Source organism: Sunxiuqinia dokdonensis (assembly GCF_001270965.1).
GTDB classification, from domain to species: Bacteria; Bacteroidota; Bacteroidia; order Bacteroidales; family Prolixibacteraceae; genus Sunxiuqinia; species Sunxiuqinia dokdonensis.
This window is the reverse complement of record NZ_LGIA01000224.1, coordinates 14,584-35,984: the sequence shown is the minus strand read 5'-3', so window position 1 is coordinate 35,984 and position 21,401 is coordinate 14,584. Positions and strand designations below refer to the sequence as shown.

The 21,401-nt window shown below is 46.3% G+C and carries 16 protein-coding genes; 2 read left to right on the top strand and 14 right to left on the bottom strand.

Annotated features, from left to right (window positions below; genetic code table 11):
• Positions 1–23 precede the first annotated feature (23 nt).
• Positions 24–623, bottom strand: a complete 600-nt coding sequence (locus NC99_RS21300) for a superoxide dismutase (RefSeq protein ID WP_053188991.1) — start codon at positions 621–623, stop codon at positions 24–26.
• 337 nt (positions 624–960) lie between these two features.
• On the opposite strand from NC99_RS21300, the gene NC99_RS21295 reads away from it, so the two are divergent.
• Positions 961–2,259: an MATE family efflux transporter gene (locus tag NC99_RS21295; RefSeq protein WP_053189017.1), complete on the top strand. Its 1,299-nt coding sequence runs from the start codon at positions 961–963 to the stop codon at positions 2,257–2,259.
• 87 nt (positions 2,260–2,346) lie between these two features.
• On the opposite strand, the gene NC99_RS21290 is transcribed toward NC99_RS21295, so the two are convergent.
• The 12 genes from NC99_RS21290 to NC99_RS21235 all read right to left on the bottom strand — a co-directional run bounded on the left by NC99_RS21290 (position 2,347) and on the right by NC99_RS21235 (position 19,155).
• Positions 2,347–2,640, bottom strand: a complete 294-nt coding sequence (locus tag NC99_RS21290) for a PG0541 family transporter-associated protein (protein ID WP_053188988.1) — start codon at positions 2,638–2,640, stop codon at positions 2,347–2,349.
• Positions 2,641–2,651: 11 nt separating this feature from the next.
• On the bottom strand, positions 2,652–5,771 hold the full coding sequence (locus tag NC99_RS21285) for an efflux RND transporter permease subunit (RefSeq protein ID WP_053188985.1): 3,120 nt from the start codon (positions 5,769–5,771) through the stop codon (positions 2,652–2,654).
• A gap of 38 nt (positions 5,772–5,809) precedes the next feature.
• Positions 5,810–6,856 carry an efflux RND transporter periplasmic adaptor subunit gene (locus NC99_RS21280; RefSeq protein ID WP_053188981.1) on the bottom strand — a complete coding sequence of 349 codons (1,047 nt, stop codon included), beginning with the start codon at positions 6,854–6,856 and terminating at the stop codon, positions 5,810–5,812.
• A gap of 20 nt (positions 6,857–6,876) precedes the next feature.
• Positions 6,877–8,184, bottom strand: a complete 1,308-nt coding sequence (locus NC99_RS21275; protein WP_053188979.1) for a TolC family protein — start codon at positions 8,182–8,184, stop codon at positions 6,877–6,879.
• A gap of 21 nt (positions 8,185–8,205) precedes the next feature.
• Positions 8,206–8,859: a TetR/AcrR family transcriptional regulator gene (locus NC99_RS21270; protein ID WP_157625145.1), complete on the bottom strand. Its 654-nt coding sequence runs from the start codon at positions 8,857–8,859 to the stop codon at positions 8,206–8,208.
• A gap of 52 nt (positions 8,860–8,911) precedes the next feature.
• Positions 8,912–9,511 carry a TetR/AcrR family transcriptional regulator gene (locus NC99_RS21265; RefSeq protein WP_053188973.1) on the bottom strand — a complete coding sequence of 200 codons (600 nt, stop codon included), beginning with the start codon at positions 9,509–9,511 and terminating at the stop codon, positions 8,912–8,914.
• Positions 9,512–9,647: 136 nt separating this feature from the next.
• Positions 9,648–11,312, bottom strand: a complete 1,665-nt coding sequence (locus NC99_RS21260) for a nucleoside kinase (protein ID WP_053188970.1) — start codon at positions 11,310–11,312, stop codon at positions 9,648–9,650.
• 71 nt (positions 11,313–11,383) lie between these two features.
• On the bottom strand, positions 11,384–14,248 hold the full coding sequence (gene uvrA / locus NC99_RS21255) for an excinuclease ABC subunit UvrA (RefSeq protein ID WP_053189015.1): 2,865 nt from the start codon (positions 14,246–14,248) through the stop codon (positions 11,384–11,386).
• Positions 14,249–14,250: 2 nt separating this feature from the next.
• A complete protein-coding gene (locus NC99_RS21250) occupies positions 14,251–15,186 on the bottom strand; it encodes a lytic transglycosylase domain-containing protein (protein ID WP_053188967.1) in 936 nt (311 codons plus the stop codon).
• Between the two features lie 244 nt (positions 15,187–15,430).
• Positions 15,431–16,732 (bottom strand): LVIVD repeat-containing protein, encoded by a 1,302-nt coding sequence (locus NC99_RS21245; RefSeq protein WP_053188962.1) that lies wholly within the window; start codon positions 16,730–16,732, stop codon positions 15,431–15,433.
• 15 nt (positions 16,733–16,747) lie between these two features.
• Positions 16,748–17,503, bottom strand: coding sequence for a hypothetical protein (locus tag NC99_RS21240; RefSeq protein ID WP_053188958.1), 756 nt, complete (start codon positions 17,501–17,503; stop codon positions 16,748–16,750).
• A 122-nt stretch (positions 17,504–17,625) separates the two neighbouring features.
• Positions 17,626–19,155, bottom strand: coding sequence for a bifunctional GNAT family N-acetyltransferase/carbon-nitrogen hydrolase family protein (locus NC99_RS21235; RefSeq protein ID WP_053188955.1), 1,530 nt, complete (start codon positions 19,153–19,155; stop codon positions 17,626–17,628).
• A 240-nt stretch (positions 19,156–19,395) separates the two neighbouring features.
• On the opposite strand from NC99_RS21235, the gene NC99_RS21230 reads away from it, so the two are divergent.
• Entirely contained in the window at positions 19,396–20,346 is a 951-nt protein-coding gene (locus NC99_RS21230) for an NmrA/HSCARG family protein (RefSeq protein ID WP_053188952.1), read from the top strand.
• Between the two features lie 36 nt (positions 20,347–20,382).
• Here the strand turns inward: NC99_RS21230 and NC99_RS21225 are convergent, their stop codons facing one another.
• The gene (locus NC99_RS21225; RefSeq protein WP_053188949.1) at positions 20,383–21,297 is read right to left on the bottom strand and encodes a sugar phosphate isomerase/epimerase family protein; all 915 of its coding nucleotides are present in this window, start codon (positions 21,295–21,297) and stop codon (positions 20,383–20,385) included.
• Positions 21,298–21,401 lie beyond the last annotated feature (104 nt).

The window sequence follows — 21,401 nt, the reverse complement described above, 5'->3', positions numbered from 1 at the left end:
CGGGGAAAAAAACCAAAAATCAACTAACCTTTAAACCGTTTGGCCACCTCATCCCAATTGATGACTTTCCAAAAAGCCTCAATGTAATCGGGGCGTTTGTTCTGATACTTTAAATAATAAGCATGTTCCCAAACGTCAATTCCAAGGATTGGAGTCCCTTTTACATCAGCAACATCCATCAAGGGATTGTCCTGATTGGGTGTCGATGAAACGACCAAACTATCACCCTGCTTTACCAACCAAGCCCATCCCGAACCAAATCGGGTTGCAGCTGCATTGGCAAAAGCGTCTTTAAATTTATCGACTGATCCCAAGGAATCAGTTATAGCTTTTAATAAATCTCCTTCAGGTTGGGTGGCGCCACCGGGAGCCATAATTTCCCAATACAAATTGTGGTTGTAAAAACCACCACCGTTATTCCGAACGGCTGTTGAATGCTTGGACACGTTGGCCAATAATTCTTCAATTGATTTTCCTTCGAGCTCGGTTCCATTAACCGCATCGTTCAACTTGCTGGTATAAGCAGCATGATGCTTGCTATGGTGAATTTCCATCGTGCGTGCATCAATTAATGGTTCAAGAGCGTCGTATGCGTAACTTAATTTTGGTAATTCAAATGACATAGTCAATATTTGTTTATGTGATTTTCAGATTCGTTTATCTTTATATACAAATCTAGGGGCAAAATTGTTTCGAACCAAATCAGATTAAGACTAATTTTATTGAAAAAATTGATACCTGATAGGCTTAGTCAATCAGCATTTCGAACTGTAGTCCGTTGGCTCCTGGTTCTCAGTGCGCTCGGGAAAATCCATAATAAAGAAGCGTTTGCAAAAGGGACAGCGTCAACATGAAAAAGGAAAACTGCTCTCAACGATGCGTGCCCACATTCCAGAACTATTGATGATTCGAAGAAAATTGCCCTGATTATTTTTCTTTTCTTTGCCAAAAAAGAAATCCGTGAACCGAAGAATACTGCGTTTAGCAATCCCAAACATTGTCAGCAATGTCACCATTCCTTTGCTGGGACTGGTTGACCTCGCCCTGATGGGACACCTGGATTCGGAAGTTTTTATTGGGGCTGTTTCGCTCGGAACGGTCATTTTCAACTTCATTTACTGGGGATTTAGCTTTCTACGGATGGGCACCAGCGGATTTACCGCCCAAGCATATGGCGAAAAAAACACACCTGAAAGTTTTCACATCCTTTCAAGAGCCATGTTGATTTCGACCCTGACCGGTTTCGTTATCCTTCTGTTGCAATTTCCGATTGAGTGGCTGAGTTTCCATTTAATTAATGGCAGTGAGGAAGTGGAATCGCTTGCCCGCGAGTATTTCCGCATCCGGATCTGGGCAGCGCCTGCCACCCTGGGATTGTATGTGCTGAATGGCTGGTTTTTGGGCATGCAGAATGCCAAATACCCCATGATTACAGCGATTGCCGCCAACGTGCTCAACATCGTTCTCAGCTTTATCTTTGTGAGGTTCTTTCACCTCAACGCCGCCGGAGTGGCTTTGGGAACCGTTATTGCCCAGTATTTGGGTATTGTGGTGGGACTGGCCCTGTTTTTCAGATCATACAAAGCTTTGATCACGCATTGGAACTGGCCCGCCGTGATTGATCCCAAAGCCTTGAAGAACTTTTTCCAGGTGAACTCCGATATCTTCATCCGTACGTTTTGCGTGATTTTCGTCTTTACGTTTTTCACCTCAAAATCGGCCAGCATCAACGATCACATTCTGGCAGTCAATTCCATCCTGATTCAATTTCTGCTGTTTTTTGCCTTTTTCATTGATGGCTTTGCCTATGCCGGTGAAGCCTTGTCGGGGCGCTACAAAGGCGAACGCAACCGTAGCCTTTTTCTGAAAGTCACCCGGCTACTTTTTTATTGGGGCGGCTTGCTGGCTTTTGTTTTCAGCCTGATCTATTTGGTTGCCAATGATTTGATTTTAGGCCTGCTCACCAATCAAACGAATTTGATTGCCACAGCGCTGGACTTTCGTTTTTGGGTTGTGCTGACACCGATCATCTCCTTTGCATCGTTCATTTGGGACGGTGTTTATATTGGAGCCACCGCCTCCAAAGAAATGCGTAACAGCATGCTTGGCGCCAGTTTCCTCGTTTTTCTGCCAAGCTATTTTCTGCTGCAACCAGCAATGGGTAATCATGCGCTTTGGATGGCCATGATGTTGTTCATGCTGAGCCGCGGCGTATTTCAAGCCTTTCTGTTTCCAAGGGTTATGCAGAAAAACTTTTGAGCCTCAAAAGACGCAGTCGGAGTCAAAAAAAGGGGCCTCCCTCTTGATTCAAAATCAGAAGAAAGCCCCCAAACTAAAAGCGTGTTTTTATACGGATTGAAGAACATCCCAAACAAAGGCCCGAACGCCAACTTCCTTATTAACTTCGTCCAATTTTTTGACTTTTTCCAAAAGTTCGTCCACCTTATCATCAGGGACAATGGTCAAAACGGCCGAGTTAATTTCGGGCCAGGTGTGCGTTCCCATGCGTGGTTCGCCATCTACAGAGCCACGGCCAAGCACGTCGTTCCACCAGGTATAGCCCCGGACATCCAATCGGTCGAGCATGTATTCCACCCGTTCGGTATTGGCTTGATTAAATACAATAAATACTGCTTTCATCCTATACTATATTACTTGTCCATAAATACAAATTGTTGTCTCACTTTTTCCTTTTTGCGACGCTCGCCTTTGCTGGCCAGTAGCGCATACATCACCGGAACGATGATCATGGTCACCAGTGTAGAGAAAATCAATCCCCCGATTACGGTGATTCCCATCGGACGCCAAATTTCAGCCCCTTCACCGGTGCTCATGGCCAGAGGAAGCATGCCCAGGATCGTGGTTGCAGCCGTCATCAACACCGGACGCAAACGTGATTTTCCAGAGATGGCTATCGCTTCGTACAGCTCTACGCCACGATCACGCATCAGGTTAATAAAATCGACCAGCACAATACCGTTCTTCACTACAATCCCTACCAACAAGACTGCCCCCAAGGCGGCTACCACACTTAGCGTTGTTCCGGTGAGAACCAAAGCCAAGATGACTCCCGTGAATGCAAATGGAATAGAAACCATGATGATCAGCGGCATACGCAGCGACTCAAACTGAGCAGCCATCACAATAAACACCAGGATCAGGCTTAATCCCAGCAACATGGCCAGGTCCAGAAACGACTCCTGCTGATCTTCATAAGCTCCACCAACGGATGTCACAATTTCGGCAGGAGTTTCCAGTCCGGCAACTTCGGTTTTGATGCGGCTGGCCAGTTCACCCAAGGAAATGTTGTCGGGTGATGCAGAGATGGTCACCAAGCGCTCGCGGCGTTTATGCTGGATGCTTGGAGGAGACCAATACTCCACGATTTCGCCCAATTCCTTGAGCTTGATTTTGTTTCCGGCCGGCGTCATGATGGTCATTTCCTCCAGATCGCTGATTGAGCTCCGGTATTTTTCCTCCAGCCGGATTTTGATATCATACTCCTCCCCTTCTTCTTTAAAATAAGATGGAATCAAGCCGTTTACCCGATTTCGAACCAAAGTAGAAACTTGTGCTGTCGTCAGCCCATGTTCCGACAATTTATTGCGATCGAGTACAATCTGCAGTTCTGGCTTATCATTTTTGCGGCTGATGGAAACATCCTGTGCGCCATTCATCGCCTTGATCCGGTCAAAAGCCTGTTCTGCATACGCATTGGTCACATCAAAATTATAGCCATAAATCTCGTATTCCACCACATTACCCGAGCCGCCAAGCCCTTGCGATGCGGTTGAAATAGTTGAATTGACCACTTCGGGTAACAAAGCAATCTGGGCCCTGAAGTCATCAGCAATTTCCCAAACCGTGCGTTCTCGTTCATCCAAATCTGACAAGCGCAGGGTGAAGTTGATGATGTTTGAACCGGTGGTGCTGAACATCGAAATAAAGCCGCCTTCATCATCTGAACCAGATGAAGAAGCAATCAGCTCAACTTCCGGGTATCTTTCCCGGATCACCTGCTCCAACTGGCGGGTCACCTTCACCGTTTCTTCCACGCGCAAACCCGTTTGCAATTCAATGTTTGCTGTAATCTGGCTTTCATCCGACTCAGGCATGAAATCCGTACCCACGAACTTCATCAGAAATAAAGAGCCGAAGAAAATAAGGAAAGTGGCAAGCACCACGACTGCTTTGTGGTGCATCAACTTCCGAAGCAATATTTCATAGAAATGATCCAACTTGCCCAGCCATTTTTCGATCGTATTTTCGTATCCGTACTTCCGTGTTTTTTGACGTTTCTTCAACTTCAAAAACTTCGAAGCCAACATGGGCGTCAATGAAATGGCAGCAAAAGTTGAGGTCACCACGGTAATGGTTACAATCCAGCCCAGCTGATTAAACAACACGCCGGTCATACCGGAAACCAGGGTGAGCGGAAAAAATACGGCTACCACAACCAGCGTGGTAACAATCACCGACAACCAAACTTCGTTGGTGGCATAAATCGCTGCTTCACGCGGACTGGCCCCCCGCTCGACATGACGTGTGATATTTTCGAGAACCACAATGGCATCGTCCACCACCATCCCAATCGCGATGGACAGCGAAGTCAGCGAAATGACATTCATTGAATTGCCCGTCATGTAGAGATAAATAAAGGCGACAATCAACGAAATAGGAATGGTCAGAACGATGATGAAGGTCGCCCGCCATCGTCCGAGAAAAAACAACACGACCAACACCACGAAGATCATGGCATACATCAGGGTTGATGCCAGGTTGTTGATCGAGCCTTTGATAAAAGTTGATGAGTCGAAAATCTCTTGGATTTGAATATCGGGAGGCAAAGTCGGCTTTAACTCCTCGAGCCGCTCCTTAATTTGGCGGGCCACTTTCACCGTGTTTGCTCCGGATTGCTTCATCACGAACATCCGCACCCCGGTTTGCCCGTTGATTTTTTCTTCCAGCGTCACATCTTTCAACGTATCGCGCACAGTTGCCACATCGCGCAGATAAACTTGCTGTCCATTGTAGTTGGCAACCACCAAGCTCTTGATCCGTTCGCTTTCGGAAAATTCACCTTGCACCCGGATCTGGTAATCCAGCTTGCCCATTTTTACATTTCCGAGGGGCATGTTCAGGTTCTCGCCGGCAATGGAGGACCCAAGCTGCTCCAGGGTTAAGTTGTAGGCATCCAGCCGTTTGGGATCCACGTCCACATAAACCATCCGGTGTGGTGTGCCAACCATGGCCACCGACCCCACTCCTTCAACCCGGTTCAAGGGGTTAATTACCTTTTCGTCGATAATTTTCTCCAATCCCTGGTAACTTTCGTCGGCGGTGATGGCATAAAAAAGAATCGGAAACATGCTGGTATTGAACTTGAAAATGGTTGGCCGATCTACCGCTTCGGGCAGGTTATCGTAAATCCGGTCAATCACATCGCGAATGTCATTCGTCGCTTCATCCAAATTGGCGTTCCATTCAAATTCGAGCGAAATTACCGAAAGATTGTCCGAAGAAGTGGAAGTCATTTCTTTCAGCTTGTCCACCGAATTGAGTGCGTCCTCCAGCACTTTGGTTACATTGGTCTCAATATCCGAAGCGTTTGCTCCGGCATAAGTGGTCATTACCGACACATAGGGCGGCTCCATTTCCGGATACAGATCGACCGGAATATTGATGAGTGAGAAAATACCCATCACCACCACCGCGATAAAAATCATAAAGGTGGTAATCGGCTTATCAACAGCACTTTTATATATACTCATAATTCAATTGCTTTATTTAAAAATGTTCGGGCGAACCGCTAGTCTGCCACCTCCACCAATGCACCATCGAGCAAGCGAGCCTGGCCTTCGACAATAATCTGATCACCGGATTGCAGTTCACTTGAAATCACCTCCACCTTGTCGTCAAACCGGTCTCCGAGCGTTACTTCCACACGTTTCGCCTTACCGTTCCGTTCAACGAACAAGTAGCGCACGTTTGATCCTTGCATTTTCAGGATGGCCAAAGCCGGCAGCACCGTTGCCTCTGTATTTTCCAGGCCAATGGTCACGCGACCAAACATTCCGGGCCGCAGTTTTCCAGCTGGATTATCCATGCTGACTTCAATTTCGAACGAGCGGCTTTGCGGATTAATGGTTGGCGCAATCCGGAACACCTGGCCTGCAAACTTTTCTCCGGGATACACATCGAAGGTCACAGAAACCGGCATACCCTTTTGAATGTTTGGAAAGTATTTTTCAGAAATGCTCACAATCGCTTTCAGCTTGTCAACCTGAATGATGGTTAAGATGGCCGCTTTGCCAATTTCGGCAACCGGCGATCCGGAATACATTTCGCCGGCTTCGTGGTATTTGCCCGAAATCAGTCCGTTAAACGGGGCAAGTAGCAGCGTATTATCCTCCAAAAAATCAACATTTTCCTTCGCCGCTTCGTATTGTGCCTGAAGTTGTTCGTACTGTTGTTCGGCAATGCTACCCAACTTCTTCAACGTGTCGAGGCGCGCATAATCGGCCTTCAAATTATTAAGCTGAATCCGGGCCTGGTTCAGTTGGGCGTCATTCATTCGGACCAATTCCTGTCCTTTGCCCACTCGGTCGCCCAGCTCCACATGAATCGCTTCAATTCGTCCGGGCGATGCAGGAACCATGTGTACGGTATTGAAAGGCTCAAGGCTCGCTGAATATTCGATGCTTCGGGTAATTTCCTCTTTGGCAAGTGTGGTGACGCGCACACGTTCAACAAGCCGCCCGGATTCAGTATTTGTTTCAGCTTCCTCTTTTGGTGCCGAACAGGACGAAATGGCCAAAACAGCAAGCAGTCCTATAAAAGTGTTTAATTGTTTCATTTTCAATTCTATTAAATTGTTTATTTTATTTCTCCCAATAATGTTTTTAACTCATTGCGTGCTTGTAATACCTCGAGTGCCGCCTGCAAATAATCTGACTCCGCTTTCAGATAGTTATTGTCTGCGCTGGTCAACTCCAAACTCGAAATAAGCCCTTGGTTGAATTTGCGTTGCAGGTTTTCATACACCTCACGCGACACCTCAATATTCCGGCTTTGATTTTCGAAATTATCAAGCGCACTTCTCAGGTTAAAACTGAGCTGTTTATATTGAATGTCGAGTTGATCCTCAAGCAGTGCCCTTTCATTCTGAACCGTTTCCAATTCAATTTTAGCCTGTCGCACTTTCGATCGCCGTTCGCCACTCGAAAAAATCGGAATATTCATCTGCAGGCCGATCATGTGATTGGGGGTCATGTCGAAGGCTGGTTTCAATATTTTCTGGGTGAACGAATAGTAGCCCGACACCGTTGGCAAATAGTTGGCTTTCTGCATATCAACCTGTTTTTCCTGCATTTGCTCCTGAACACTCATCAACTGGAAATCAATGTTTTGATCAGGGACAAATGCGCTTGCCTGCATCGAATCAAATTCGTTCGAATTGAGGATCTGCGTCAGGGTTTCCGTCAGCTCCAGTTCGGTCTCAGACGAAACACCCAACTGCAGGCGAAGCATATTTTGAGCCATTTCATATTGACGACCAGCCGATTTGACGGCATTTTTCAAGGAATTTAGCTGGACAGATAGCTGGTCAAGTTCGACTTTCTCGGTCATTCCAAATTCAACCATTGGCTTTGTTTTCTCATAAACCGCCTCGAGGTTCTCCACGTTACTTTCCAGAATTTGAAGTGATTCGCCGGCAACCAACACCAAATAGTAACTGTTCACCACCTGGCTAACAATGTCGCGTTCTGTTCTCTCCAAATTCTTCTCCGACAAGTTTCGATACAGCTTAGCCGTATGAAGGCCAACCCAATAGTTTGCGCTAAAAATTAACTGCCCCACTTGCAGGTTAAAACTGCTGGTCGGATCAATCGGAATTTGCGATGCCGGCATGTTTTCTTCAAATTGGATAGAAATTTCGGCACCCAACGAATTGTTGTAATCCGTGGTGGCATTCACCTGCGGCAAACCCGCTGCAATCGCCTGTTTCAATTGCTCTTGCGACTGTCTGACTGAAAGCTCCGAACTTCGGATACTTCGATTGAACTGCAAGGCGTGCTCTTTAGCCCCCTGCAAATCAATTGACAAGTGGTCCTGCGCCAAAACTCCCTGAAGCAGGAAGAGCGAGGCCAGGACCGTCATCATCATCTGTTTTCTGTTTTTCATTCTGAACTTGTTTTAACTGTTTTATTTTGTTTTCTGAAAATTGCATTGGCTGTACCCGTCAATCAAGTGCAGCAATTCATCGTATTGTTTTTCAAATTCCTGATGCCCTTTCAAGGTTGTCATTCCAATCAAGTCGTTTATAATCAGCTTGTAAATTGAATCACTAAATAAAGTTTGATTGTAGCCCGGTGAACCTTTCAAAACGCCGCCGTCAATCTTCGAAATCTGATTGAGGTAGACCAGTTTCAAATCGAGGTCAGGCCGGAACAATCCCTCCTGAACACCTTGTTCCATGATGGATTTCACGAAACTAAAAAGCTGATCGTTCCGAAAATCTTGAATTCGGCGGAAATGCCCGATATTTACTTTTTTCAGATCAGGAAGAAACGAGGGATTGACTTTACGGTTGATCTTGATGATGTAGCTGTATAAGTGTCCAAGCTTTCTGAAAACGTGCTCTTCAGGCTCCAAAAGTTTGCGCAACCCCGCAATAAATTGTGTCAGACTATAGTCAATCACCAGCTGCAACAACTCATCGCGACTCCGGATATGGACATACAACGTTTTTTTTGAGATGCCAAGCATAGCTGCAATTTCATCAACGCTGACACTTTTAATTCCATGCTTTACGTATAGCATATAGCTCGTTTCTACGATTGTCCGATCATCCACCATAAACTCTGAAAACTTTATCGTTCTTTCTGGTTTTTTTAAAGGCAAAAAAAATTTAGTCCAACATTTTATCCACCAAGTCAATTCCTTTTTGAGTAGAAATCCCCCGAACGAAGTTGATCATGAGGTTCTTAAACAAATCCGTCAGCTCGTACTGCTCGCGCGGAAAGACAGACTCATCTGAAATCAGATTCACCTGTTCATGAAACAATTTCGAAACAATCCCAATGTGAATGTCCTTTCGAAACAAACCTTCGTTTACCCCTTTGCGCAATTGCGTGTAGGTGAGATTGTAATGCTTTTCCTTATTTTCTTCGTGCAAAGTTTTCCAAATCACCGGGTAGTATTTTTTCAAATCATGAAAAAACAGCGGATTGATTGTGTTTATCGCTTTGATGCCATCTTGCATAGAAGTAAAAATGGCTTCGATCACATTAGCTGAGGAAGCGATCACCTCCTGGCTGCGTTCATCCCGCTGCCGGATTAAATCTCTCAGGCAGGTATGAATCAATTCGGTTTTATCCTTAAAAGTTTCGTATACCGTGCGCTTTGAAATACCCAGCGACACCGCAATTTCATTCATCGTAATGCTGCGGATGCCATACTGAAAAAACAACCTGGTCGCTTCCTCTATAATTCGTTCACGTACTTCCATCGTCTTAAATTTGACGTCAAAAATATGAAAACTTTCAAAACCATTATAGTTTTCACGTTTTATTTATAAAAATTTAACATGGCTTTAATGAAAAGCCGCAAGGCTACATTCAATTAGATTTAACACTTAAGCCGTGCTAATAGCGAAAACTACTTCCACCCAAAAATTCACGAATGAGTGATGTTGGCGGGATTTCGAAATCATCAATACTTTTGATATAGCTGAAAAACTTCAGCAGGCGGTTGGCTTCGCAAAACTCCACGCGGTTTTCAGGAACATTTTTCAGTAAGGGTTCGGCATATTTTTTTAGCACGGCCAACTCGTAAACCATGGCCGAGTTAAACATCACATCGGCATTTTCCTGGTAGGGAAAAATATTTTTCTCTTCGCCATTTTTCACGCTAGGCCAGCGCTTGATGGTATCGCAAGCCGAATAACCACGATACATGCTGTCGCGAATCATCCGGCGAATCATCCGATTATCGGTTGTTGAGATATGGTTATGATCGTCAAATGAAATTTGAGTCAGCGCCGAAAGGAAAATCTTGAAACTTTGCCGCTCACTCACATGTGGGGTCAATCCGGGATTGTTTCCATGAATTCCTTCCACCAACAGCAGGTGTCCATCGCCCAAACGCAGCATTTCGCCAGAGTTGAGCCGTTTGCCCAGTGCAAAATTAAATTTGGGCAGTTCCACTTCTTCTCCATTAAAAAGCTGAAGCAATTGCTCATTAAAGAAGTTGATGTCGATGGCTTCGAGCGCTTCAAAATCATACTCGCCATTTTCATCGAGCGGGGTTTTCTCGCGATCAACAAAATAGTCATCCAGCGAAATCATGTGAGGCACCAGCCCGTTTACCGCAAGCTGAACAGCCAAACGTTTGGTGAAAGTTGTTTTTCCTGAAGCCGATGGGCCGGCAATGAGAATCACTTTTATCTCATCGCGCCGCGCATCAATCTGATTGGCAATTTCCGCAATCTTCTTTTCATGCAGCGCTTCTGAAATTTTAATAATATCGCCACTCTTTCCCATGTCCGTGTATTCATTCAACTTTCCCAAATCGGGAACATCCAGAATCTCGGCTCGTTTCTTATGCTCTTTGAATACACCAAAAAGCTTTTCTTGCTTGATTACCGGAAAGAGGTTGTCGAAATTGTCGGGTTGCGGAATTTGCAGTAAGATTCCGTCGAAATAAGTTGCCAATCCAAAATTGCTTAGATAAGCTGTTGACGGGACATGATGCCCGTAAAAGTAGTTCGCTAATCCATTGATAAAATAGAGGTAAGAGAACAAAGTGCCTTGTTGCTCAAACAAACGTGCCTTTTCTTCCAGCCCTTGCTGAACCAGAATATCCACTGCTTCGTTGGTCGGAATCCCTTTCTTTACAATCGGTAAATCCCGCTCCACCCATTGTCGCATTTCGCTTTTCAATTCAAAAATATCCGACTCGGTAATGGGACGCTCCAGCCCGACCAACTCACAATAATATCCCTGCGAAATGCCATTCATGATTTTTAGCTTCACCTGTGGAAATGCCTCCTTTACAGCCACATAGAGCAAAAACAACAAGGAACGTGTGTACAGCCGTCGTCCGTCTGGATGGGAATAATCGATGAACTGGATTCGCTTGGATTTAACCACGGAAAAGGACAATTCTTTGACTTTGTGATTCACCAAAGCCCCACAAATCGGGTTTTGCAGCTTGATCTGCATGTCATCTTTTATTTCTTCGAGCGTAGTTCCCAGCGGATACGCTTTGGTGGTCTTGTTATTTTCGCAGTAGATTTCAATTGTTTTCATAATTCGCTTGGTTCACAAATCAGCAATCGAAAACGGCCGAAAGCCGGATCACCGAATGTTGAAAATTTCAACTATAAAGCTAACTCTTTTTTCAAATACCTTGCTGTGTACGATTTTCTGTTTTTCACGACTTCCTCCGGTGTGCCCGCACACAGTAGCTGTCCGCCACCCTTTCCGCCTTCAGGCCCCAGGTCAATAATATGATCAGCCACTTTAATGACATCCATGTTGTGCTCAATCACAATGACGGTGTTGCCACGGTCAACCAGTTTGTTGAGCACCTCCAGCAACACCCGGATATCTTCGAAGTGAAGTCCGGTGGTTGGTTCGTCCAGGATGTACAGGGTCATTCCAGTATCTTTCTTGGCCAGCTCTGACGCCAGTTTTACCCGTTGCGACTCGCCACCCGACAAGGTTGTGGATGATTGTCCGAGCGTAATATATCCCAGCCCAACCTCTTGGATTGTTTTCAGTTTATGCAGAATCGACGGCATGTTCTCGAAAAACTCAACGCCTTGGTTGATGGTCATGTTCAGCACATCGCCAATCGATTTTCCCCGGTAGCGAACTTCCAGGGTTTCGCGGTTGTAGCGTTTCCCGTTACAGGTATCGCAATGCACATACACATCGGGCAAGAAGTTCATCTCAATCAGCTTCAGACCACCGCCCTGGCAATCTTCGCAACGTCCGCCCTTCACATTGAAAGAGAAACGGCCGGGTTTGTACCCGCGTATTTTCGCTTCGGGCAACAGGGCGAACAAGGCCCGGATATCGGAGAAAACGCCGGTGTAAGTCACCGGGTTGGAACGAGGCGTGCGCCCCAATGGTGACTGGTTGACCTGAACCACTTTATCAATATTTTTAAGCCCCTCTATCTTTTTATACGGAAGCGGATCCTGTACTGACTTGTAAAAATGCTGACTCAAAATGGGCTGCAAGGTTCCGTTGATTAAACTCGACTTCCCGCTACCCGATACGCCGGTGATGCAAATTAACTTGCCCAGGGGAAATTCAACATTCACATTTTTCAGGTTATTTCCACTACAGCCTTTCAGCTTGATGGACTTCCCATTTCCGGCCCGACGAATTTCAGGGACGGCGATCTGATGCTCGCCGGTCAGATACTTTGACGTCAGCGTGTTGGCCTCCAGAATCACTTGAGGCGTTCCGGCAGCCACCACTTCGCCCCCATGACGGCCGGCATACGGCCCCATATCTACAATGTAGTCAGCCGAAAGCATCATGTCTTTGTCGTGTTCCACCACAATCACCGAGTTACCGGTGTCGCGTAACTTCTGAAGCGAATGAATCAGGCGCAGGTTATCGCGGTGATGCAGCCCAATGCTGGGTTCATCCAAAATATACAGTACGTTGACCAACTGCGAGCCAATTTGGGTGGCCAGCCTAATTCGTTGCGACTCGCCACCTGACAAGGTTCGGGAGGTGCGATCCAGCGACAAATATTCCAGTCCAACATCGATCAGGAAGCTCACCCGGTCGCGAATTTCCTTAATCACTTCCGTCCCGATCTGGCGCTGCCGGGGGGTCAGGCGATCTTCCAAATCAGCCAGCCAATCGTTCAGCTCATTGATATCGAGCCTGGCAACATCCGAAATATTCTGATTGTCGATTTTAAAATGCAGCGATTCTCTTTTCAGACGCTGTCCGTTACAGTCGGGGCAGGTATGCTCCTTGACAAACTGATTCGCCCACTTTTTCGCCTTTTTCGATGGATTATCATCACGCTGGCTGTCAATATATTTAATCACGCCCTCATAAGTCATCATGTAATTCACGGAACTACCCAGTGGCGAATTCTTTAGTTGGATGCGTTCGTTGGTTCCGTAGAGTACAGCATTCAGTCCATCTTCCGGAATATCACGCACCGGCGTTTTCAGGTCGAAACCATACTTCTCGCCCAGCGCTTCGATTTGCCAAAAAATGAGCGTGTTTTTTTGCGGCCCCAGCGGAGCGATCCCGCCTTTGGCGATGCTTTTCTCCGGTTCCGGAATGATTTTTTCCAGATCAATTTCAGCCACCTGCCCCAGGCCGTTGCATCGCGGACATGCCCCCTGCGGCGAGTTGAACGAGAAATTATGCGGCGCCGGCTCAGCATACGAAATACCCGTTGTCGGGCACATTAACTGGCGGCTGTAGTATTTCATGTTATCGGAGTCATGCTCCATAATCAGGATGATGCCATGCCCTTGAGTCATCGCCGTTTGCACCGATTCTTTCAATCGTTTCAGGCTTTCCTTCTCCACTTCCAGCCGGTCGATTACCACTTCGACAAAGTGATTTTTGTACCGATCAACGCGCATATTTGGGACCAATTCCTTCACCTCACCGTCAATGCGCGCGTACAAAAAACCTTTGCGCCTGATTTGCTCAAACAGCTCGCGGTAATGCCCTTTTCGTCCACGCACCAAGGGCGCCATGACCAAAATCCGCTTGCCTGAAAAGTTCTCCTGAATCAATTTCAGAATCTGCTCATCGGTGTATTTCACCATTTTCTCGCCCGTTTCATACGAAAAAGCTTCGCCGGCACGCGCATAAAGCAGCCGCAGGAAGTCATATATTTCGGTTACCGTTCCAACCGTTGAGCGGGGATTTTTGTTGGTGGTTTTCTGCTCAATCGAAATCACCGGGCTTAAGCCGGTAATCTTATCGACATCTGGCCGCTCCATGTTTCCAAGGAACGAGCGGGCATAAGCCGAAAAAGTCTCAATGTAGCGCCGTTGCCCTTCGGCATAAATGGTGTCGAAAGCCAGCGACGATTTTCCGCTTCCACTCAGGCCGGTAATGACCGTGAGCTGGTTGCGTGGAATTTCGACATTGATATTTTGAAGGTTGTGCACACGCGCACCGTGCACCACCACTTTTTCTTCATTCTCCACAAATTCTTCTTCCAGAACTGCGGTTTCTGTTCTCTGCATGGTCATCTCTTTGTTTTCATTCTGAATTCTTCGGCCGGCAATTTAATTTCATAGGTTTTGCCCCGCGTGTTGGTCAAATAAGCTTCGCGCAACCAGGGATTCAGCATTTTCAGGATTTTGTAATTGGTGTTATGTTCCTGTGCAAAATCGGCAAAACTAACTACGGGCCCCGATATCTCTATGGTTTTTGTATTCCACAGCGGGTACATTTCGTCCTCACGCACATCGAAACCATACGTTCGTGGATTCTCCATCACCAGTTTCAAGGCCATAATTCGAAACACGTAACGCCGGGTTTCTTCACCCAACAACAAATCGTAGTAGTTGTTTTCTTTTTGGCGCTCCACTTGCCGCCCAATAAAATTCCGGCCGGCATTGTAGGTAGCAGCCACCATGGTCCAGCTGCCATATTTCCGGTACGACTCGTGCAAATAGGCGCAGGCCGCCACGGTCGATTTTTCGATGTGGTAACGTTCATCCACTTCCGTGCTGATTTCCAAGCCATAATCGCCGGCAGTACCTTTCATAAACTGCCAGAAACCAACCGCTCCGGCAGGCGAAACAGCACTTGGATCGAATCCACTTTCAGCCAAAGCCAGGTATTTAAAATCCTCGGGAATGTTATTTTCTTTCAGAATGGGGTCGATGATTGAAAAAAAGCGGGGCGCCATTTTAAGGAAACGCAAAGTCTGCGAGTGAAAATAAGAGTTTACCAGCAATTCGCGGTCCAGACTTTCATAAATATCGAAATATTCCAAAGGCACAGGCTCTCCACAAAATGTAAGCGAATCGGGTACTTCAACGGAGCTATAATAGTGCCGGATTGGAGCCTCGGCTGACTTTTCGGGGTAGGTAGATGATTCAAGAAACTGGTAAGCTCCCAAAACCAAAACAACCAACAACAGGGTGAACAATAACTGATGCACTTTCCTCTTCATAATCCTTCTTTCAAAATTTATCAAACGGCAAAAATAATGCTTTTCGTGTTGGCTTTCAACTAAGTTGAACGTTAATTTTTTTCTTGTTGTGCCGGATCCTCACCGGGTCCCGGTTCAGGGGAGCTGGTTCAGGGAAGCTGGCTTTTGACCAATGCCTAAATTAAAGTGCAGTTGGAACCCGCGCCACCCGATAAAAAATCCGGCCCAATAACGGAGCCGGATTTTAAAACTGAATTAACTGGATTTAATTACCTGCCGTGGAAATGGGAATTGTCGAAAGCAAGGTAATATTTTGAAGGTCGGCGTAATCGTAGAGGTAAAATCCCCCGTCGCCAATCATAAACAAATAGTTGTTGAGCGGAATGACATCATACGTATTGATATCGGGGAATTCCGCCAGTTTATTGGCTGAAATCTGCAAGGGATCGGAGGCATCAAAAATTTTCAGGCCCGCGTCGCCATCGCAAATAAAAAGCACATCACCATCAATGCCCAGCCCGTGCGGATTGGCCATCGAATAGCTTTGGAGCAGGTTTAGCTGCGTGTAATCTTCGCTCATCCGGATCACATCCAGACGGTTGACTGATCGTCCACACGCGCCTCCGTCGTGCAGGGTTACATAGGCCAAATCGTCCTGAACCACAACCGGATCGCAGCTTGTAATGTGATTATAGCGGTTGATATAAGTTGGATTCTGACCGATTTCGAGGCTGTATACCAGCATGCCGGTTGTAGTTCCGAAAAACAGGTGATTATTATAAATGAACATGGTCTCCACATTCCAGCCAATACTTTTTGAACCGAGTTCAACAGGATTTTCAAGATCATCAATTTTAAAGGTGTATAAATTGGAATTGTCTACCGTGTACAGGAAATCTCCGTGCAAACCAAAGCGGGCCATCGAGCCGCCCACACCAAATGTGGAACCATCACCGCCACCTACTCCGCCGGCTTTGCTTGATGAATAAGCACCATCGAGCGCCATGTTTTCAGCAAAACTCCGGGCATAATAAATGGGGTAATAATATTGTTTGATCTCCTGTTTGACCTCTTCTATTTCCCAGTCAACAACGACGCCTTTATCCTCATCAATTTCGCCCAAACGGTAGTCGGTATCATATTCCGGGACCGTGTAGGGGAAAATATCCTCTACGCGTCCGACCTCTTCAATGTCATCCAAGTCTGAGACATTGATCGCCACCAAATCAATATAGCTGTCGGCATACAGCACATCTTCCTTAATGGCAATATCCACATTCCCGGGAATGGAGATGAAACCCACTTCTTCAGGGCTGGCGGGATTGCTGACATCCAGCACATGCACACCTTCCATAATCTCATTAATAAACACAAAGTCATCTTTAAAGTAGATTTTGCCAGGCTTTTCAATATCGCGTGCGCTTTCCATTTGAATGGCCGAACGCAGGTCTTCGTAGCTCATGTAAACCGGCGCGTTGCCCATAAAGGTCTCGTAGAGTTTATCCTGGCAGCCCGAAAGCAGTGCCATGGCGAAAATCAGGCTGATATAAATCGTTTTTGTCTTCATCGTGTTCGTGTTTTTTTAGTTGAAAAGAATTCCCAGGCGAATAGACAGGCGGTTGTATTCGCGGTCGAGTTGATAATGGTTGTCGCCTTTAAAATTAAGCTCGTGATAGCGGTAGCCAAAGGCGAGCATCAAGCCCAGGTTCGGATTTAACTGACTCACAAATCCAAACGACGGATTCACCATCAAACCGCCTTTGCTCTCGAGCGCCACCGGGTTGTAATAGTACGACGAAGACCAGGGCATGTAGTCGTAATACACGCCACCTCCGGAATAAACCTCATCATCGAGTGGAACTAAATATCCAGCCTGCAACCCGATAAACGGCGTGAAGCGCGACTCGCGGAAGTGAAACTCCAGGTTGCCAAAAACCGGCAGGTACGATTCGTCCAGAAAATCGATACCCGTGCCAACACCCAAATACCACTTGGGAAGAACGCGGTAATTAAACGACGCATCGAACGAAAAAGGTGTCGGTTTGGAATTGTTCGAACTGCCAGCCAATATCCCAACAGAAGTTTTCAGAAAATAAGCTGCGTTTTTGTTTTCATAAGCCTGCGACATGCGGTTGGAGGTAATGGTATCAATCTCAGAATAATTAAAAACCCAAAGGTTTTTCCCTGATTGTACCGCCACCTTGTCATCATCAACCGGGGTTTGCTGTCCTTTCAATACGGTCCCGTTTTTCAGATAGATGACTTCCTTCTTATTTCGCTGGGCAAAGCCTCCACTGCAAACGAATAGGAAGACCAGGAGGTAAATAATTTTTTTCATCTTGATTGTTTTGAGGTCGGTTACAGAAAGTTGATGCGTGAACTGAAAAAGGGTTGCGTGGAACCTCACAAAAAAAAGCCTGCCGTTGCTGGCAAGCTTTTTCCGTTCTTCAACGAACTTTTTTACTTTCGTTTCACCTCATAAATATCTTTCCGGCGGTCTTTCAGGTTGCGAACGCTGCCAAACTGGTTCAGTTCGCGCAGCAAATCAATATCCACGTCGGCAATCAAGATCATCTCCGTATTGGGTGTCGCTTCAGCTTTAATGCCGTTCATGGGAAACGAAAAATCGCAAGGCGTAAAAACCATCGACTGCGCATACTGAATATCCATGTTGTGCACTTTGGGCAGGTTGCCAACACCGCCAGCAATGGCCACGTAACATTCGTTTTCAATAGCGCGGGCCATGGCGCAATTGCGCACCCGCGAATACCCATTCTGCGTATCGGTCAGGAACGGGACAAACAAGATATCCACACCATCGTCGGCCAGAATACGGCCCAGCTCCGGGAATTCGACATCGTAACAAATCAGCACGCCAATCTTGCCGCAGTCGGTATCAATGGCTTTCAGCTCCGAGCCGCCCTGCATACCCCACACTTTGGCCTCGTCGGGAGTCACATGAAGTTTTTCGAAGCGGTCGATCGACCCATCACGCTTACACACATAGCCGGCATTGTACAAGCGGTCGTTCTTGATTTCGGGCATGCTGCCGGTAATGATGTTGATGTTGTAGGAAATCGCCAACTCCGAAAAGCGCCGGATAATCTCATCGGTATGTTTTGCCAGTTCACGAATCGCTTCGGGCTCACTCAAATGGTTGTTCTCGGCCATGAGCGGTGCCATAAAAAACTCGGGAAACAAGGCAAAATCAGACCGATAGCCCGAAACCGCATCAATAAAATACTCCGCCTGGTTCATCACATCATCCAGGTTTTTATACCAACGCATCTGCCATTGAATCAGGCCCAGTCGGATAATCTTTTTGATTGTTGAGGGCTGCCTGCTTTCTTTTTCGTAGTAGATATTGTCCCACTTCAACAACACGGCATAATCCTTCGAAGCGTCATCACCTTCGAGGTAATTCTTCAAAATTTTGGAGGGATAAAAATCATTCGATATCTGGAAATTGAACACCGGATCGTGAATCTCTTTCAACCGAACTTTGGCAATGTACTCTTTGGGCGTCATTTGATCGGCATACTGATGGTAGTTCGGGATTCGACCGCCAAAAGCAACCCCCTTCAAATTGAGTCGTTCACAAAGTTCTTTCCGGTAATCATACAGCCGGCGCCCCAATCGCAAGCCACGGTATTCGGGCCGGATGAAAATTTCAATGCCATACAACAAATCGCCATCGGGGTTGTGGGTGTTGAAAGTAAGATTGCCCGTAATTTTTTTGTAAGTGTGCTGATTTTCAAACTTGGCCGAATCGACAATGATTGAAAAAGCGCAGCCCGCAATCTGGCCATTCACCTTCACCACGACCTGCCCCTCGGGAAACAGGTTGATTAAAGTTTTCAAATGCGGCTTTAGCCAATAGGAATCCGGCATTTCGGGATACGATTCAATCAAGGCTTCCTTTAATTCCTGGTAATCCTTCAACTGAAGAAAACTCAGCTCAATATTCTCAATTTCATTGGTATTTATCATGGTCAAAGTTATCTGGTGTCATTCATACTAAACAGTTTAATGCCGGCCAAAGTTAAGACCTGAATCCTGAAAATAAAAACACAAATGCAATATCAAGTCACTTTATACGCGATCACGAACTTCGTTGCTGACCCAAATCCTCAAGTTTATTTAAGATTTTTTAATCTTTATATATTGCATCCGCCTGTCTGTTATTGTAACTTACTACTATTGAATTGTTTAATCTCAAAATTCATCTTTGTGACAGAAAGAAAAATAATCGCGGTTACCGGTGCTACCGGATCACAAGGTGGTGGTTTGGTTAGGGCCATTCTAAACGATAAAAGGGGCGAATTCACCGCGCGTGCTATTACGCGAAATGCCAATTCGGACAAAGCAAAGCAGCTGGCTAAACTTGGAGCCGAGGTGGTTGAAGCCGATGTGGCCGACAAAGCCAGCCTGTTGAAAGCTTTTGACGGAGCCTATGGCGCTTATTGTGTCACTTTTTTCTGGGAACATTTTTCGCCCGAAAAGGAACGGGCCAACGCGAAAAACCTGGCCGAAGCAGCCAAGGAAAGCGGAGTGGAGCACGTCATCTGGTCAACCCTGGAAGACACCCGCAAGTGGGTTCCGCTGAGCGATGACCGGATGCCAACGCTGATGGAGCATTACAAAGTCCCTCACTTTGATGCCAAGGGCGAGTCTAATGCATTTTTCGAAAACAGTGGCGTGCCATACACACTGCTTTATACCTCATTCTATTGGGATAATTTTATCCATTTTGGCATGGGCCCGCAAAAAGGACCCGACGGCAAATTGGGGATTACCATGCCGATGGGCAACAAAAAACTGCCCGGCATTGCAGCCGAAGACATTGGGAAATGTGCCTACGGAATTTTCAATGCTGGCGAAACCTACAAAAATAAAGCAGTGGGAATTTCGGGCCAGCATTTGACCGGACAGCAAATGGCCGATAGCTTTTCCAAAGTACTGGGTCAAAACATTGTGTACAACGATGTGCCTGCCGCAACCTATCGAAGTTTCGATTTTCCAGGAGCCGATGACCTGGGCAATATGTTTCAGTTTAAACACGATTTTGAAGCAGATTTTTGCGCCCGGCGTGACATTCAGCTTTCCAAGTCGTTGAACCCAGAATTACAAACCTTCGAAAGCTGGTTGCGCCAAAACAAGGATCAGCTTGCGGTTGAATAATTCCGAACGCCAGAAATGAAAACAGTCACCGAAGTTCTAAACTTGCTCCAGTGCTGATCTTATCTGACGGAGCAGGTTTGGTACTTTCCCATATGGATCACCCGGCCCCAGCGTTTCAAGGGGCAGATAGCCCCTGTAACCTGATTCTTTGATGATCTTAAAAAGTTTCACATAGTCAGTCGGAGCCTCTACCCCATCAATCCACACATTTTCTTTAATCTGCCAGGTCACGGCTCGTGCAATATTTTGCTGAATCTCCACATACGGATCTTTCTGGCGATAGCTCCCAATATCGAGGTTTAAACCAAGCCAGTCGGAATCAACCAAGTTGAAAATTCGATCAACATCATCGGCTGTTTTCAAAAAATCATTGTGATTTTGTAAGGCGATCATCACCCCAAATTGCGCTGCATAGTCGCAGCACTCCCGAATATCTTTGGCCATCCACTCAAAAACCTCGTCGCGCGAAAACCCTTCATGACTGCTGGCTCCGGCAAAAATACGCAAGTTTGGGCTGCCAAGTTTGGCCGCTACTTCCACCCACTTTTTAATCAACTCAACATCCTTCCGGCGGTCGCTCGCGTTCGGGCTGGCAAAGTCGTTACGAACACCTGTTCCGCTAATATCGAGCCCAAGCAAAAAGGCTTGTCGTTTAAATTCAAAAATAAACCCATCGGAAGGGACTTCGGGATAGCCCGGGAAATAATAACCGGTTGGGTCTATGGCTTCAAAATTGTGGCTGGCACAAAAATCAAGCATATCGAACAAATCCCTTTCCCCTCGACTCAACAAGCTATTAAATGAATACAAATTCAAACTGAGCTTAAGCAAGTGAGAATAAATTTCCGGGATCAAAGCGCCCGCATAGCCCGGTGCCATGCTTCCGGCAGCCACAATTGGAGCAGCAAGCGCTGCTTTCAACAAATCTCTTCGCGATACTGAATTTCCCATTACATGTCGTTTTGATCAGCAAATTAGACCGAATTTAACTGAAAACCAAACCAATATCAAACCGAAACAATCAATAACATCCATCATACGGCACCTCAAAAAAA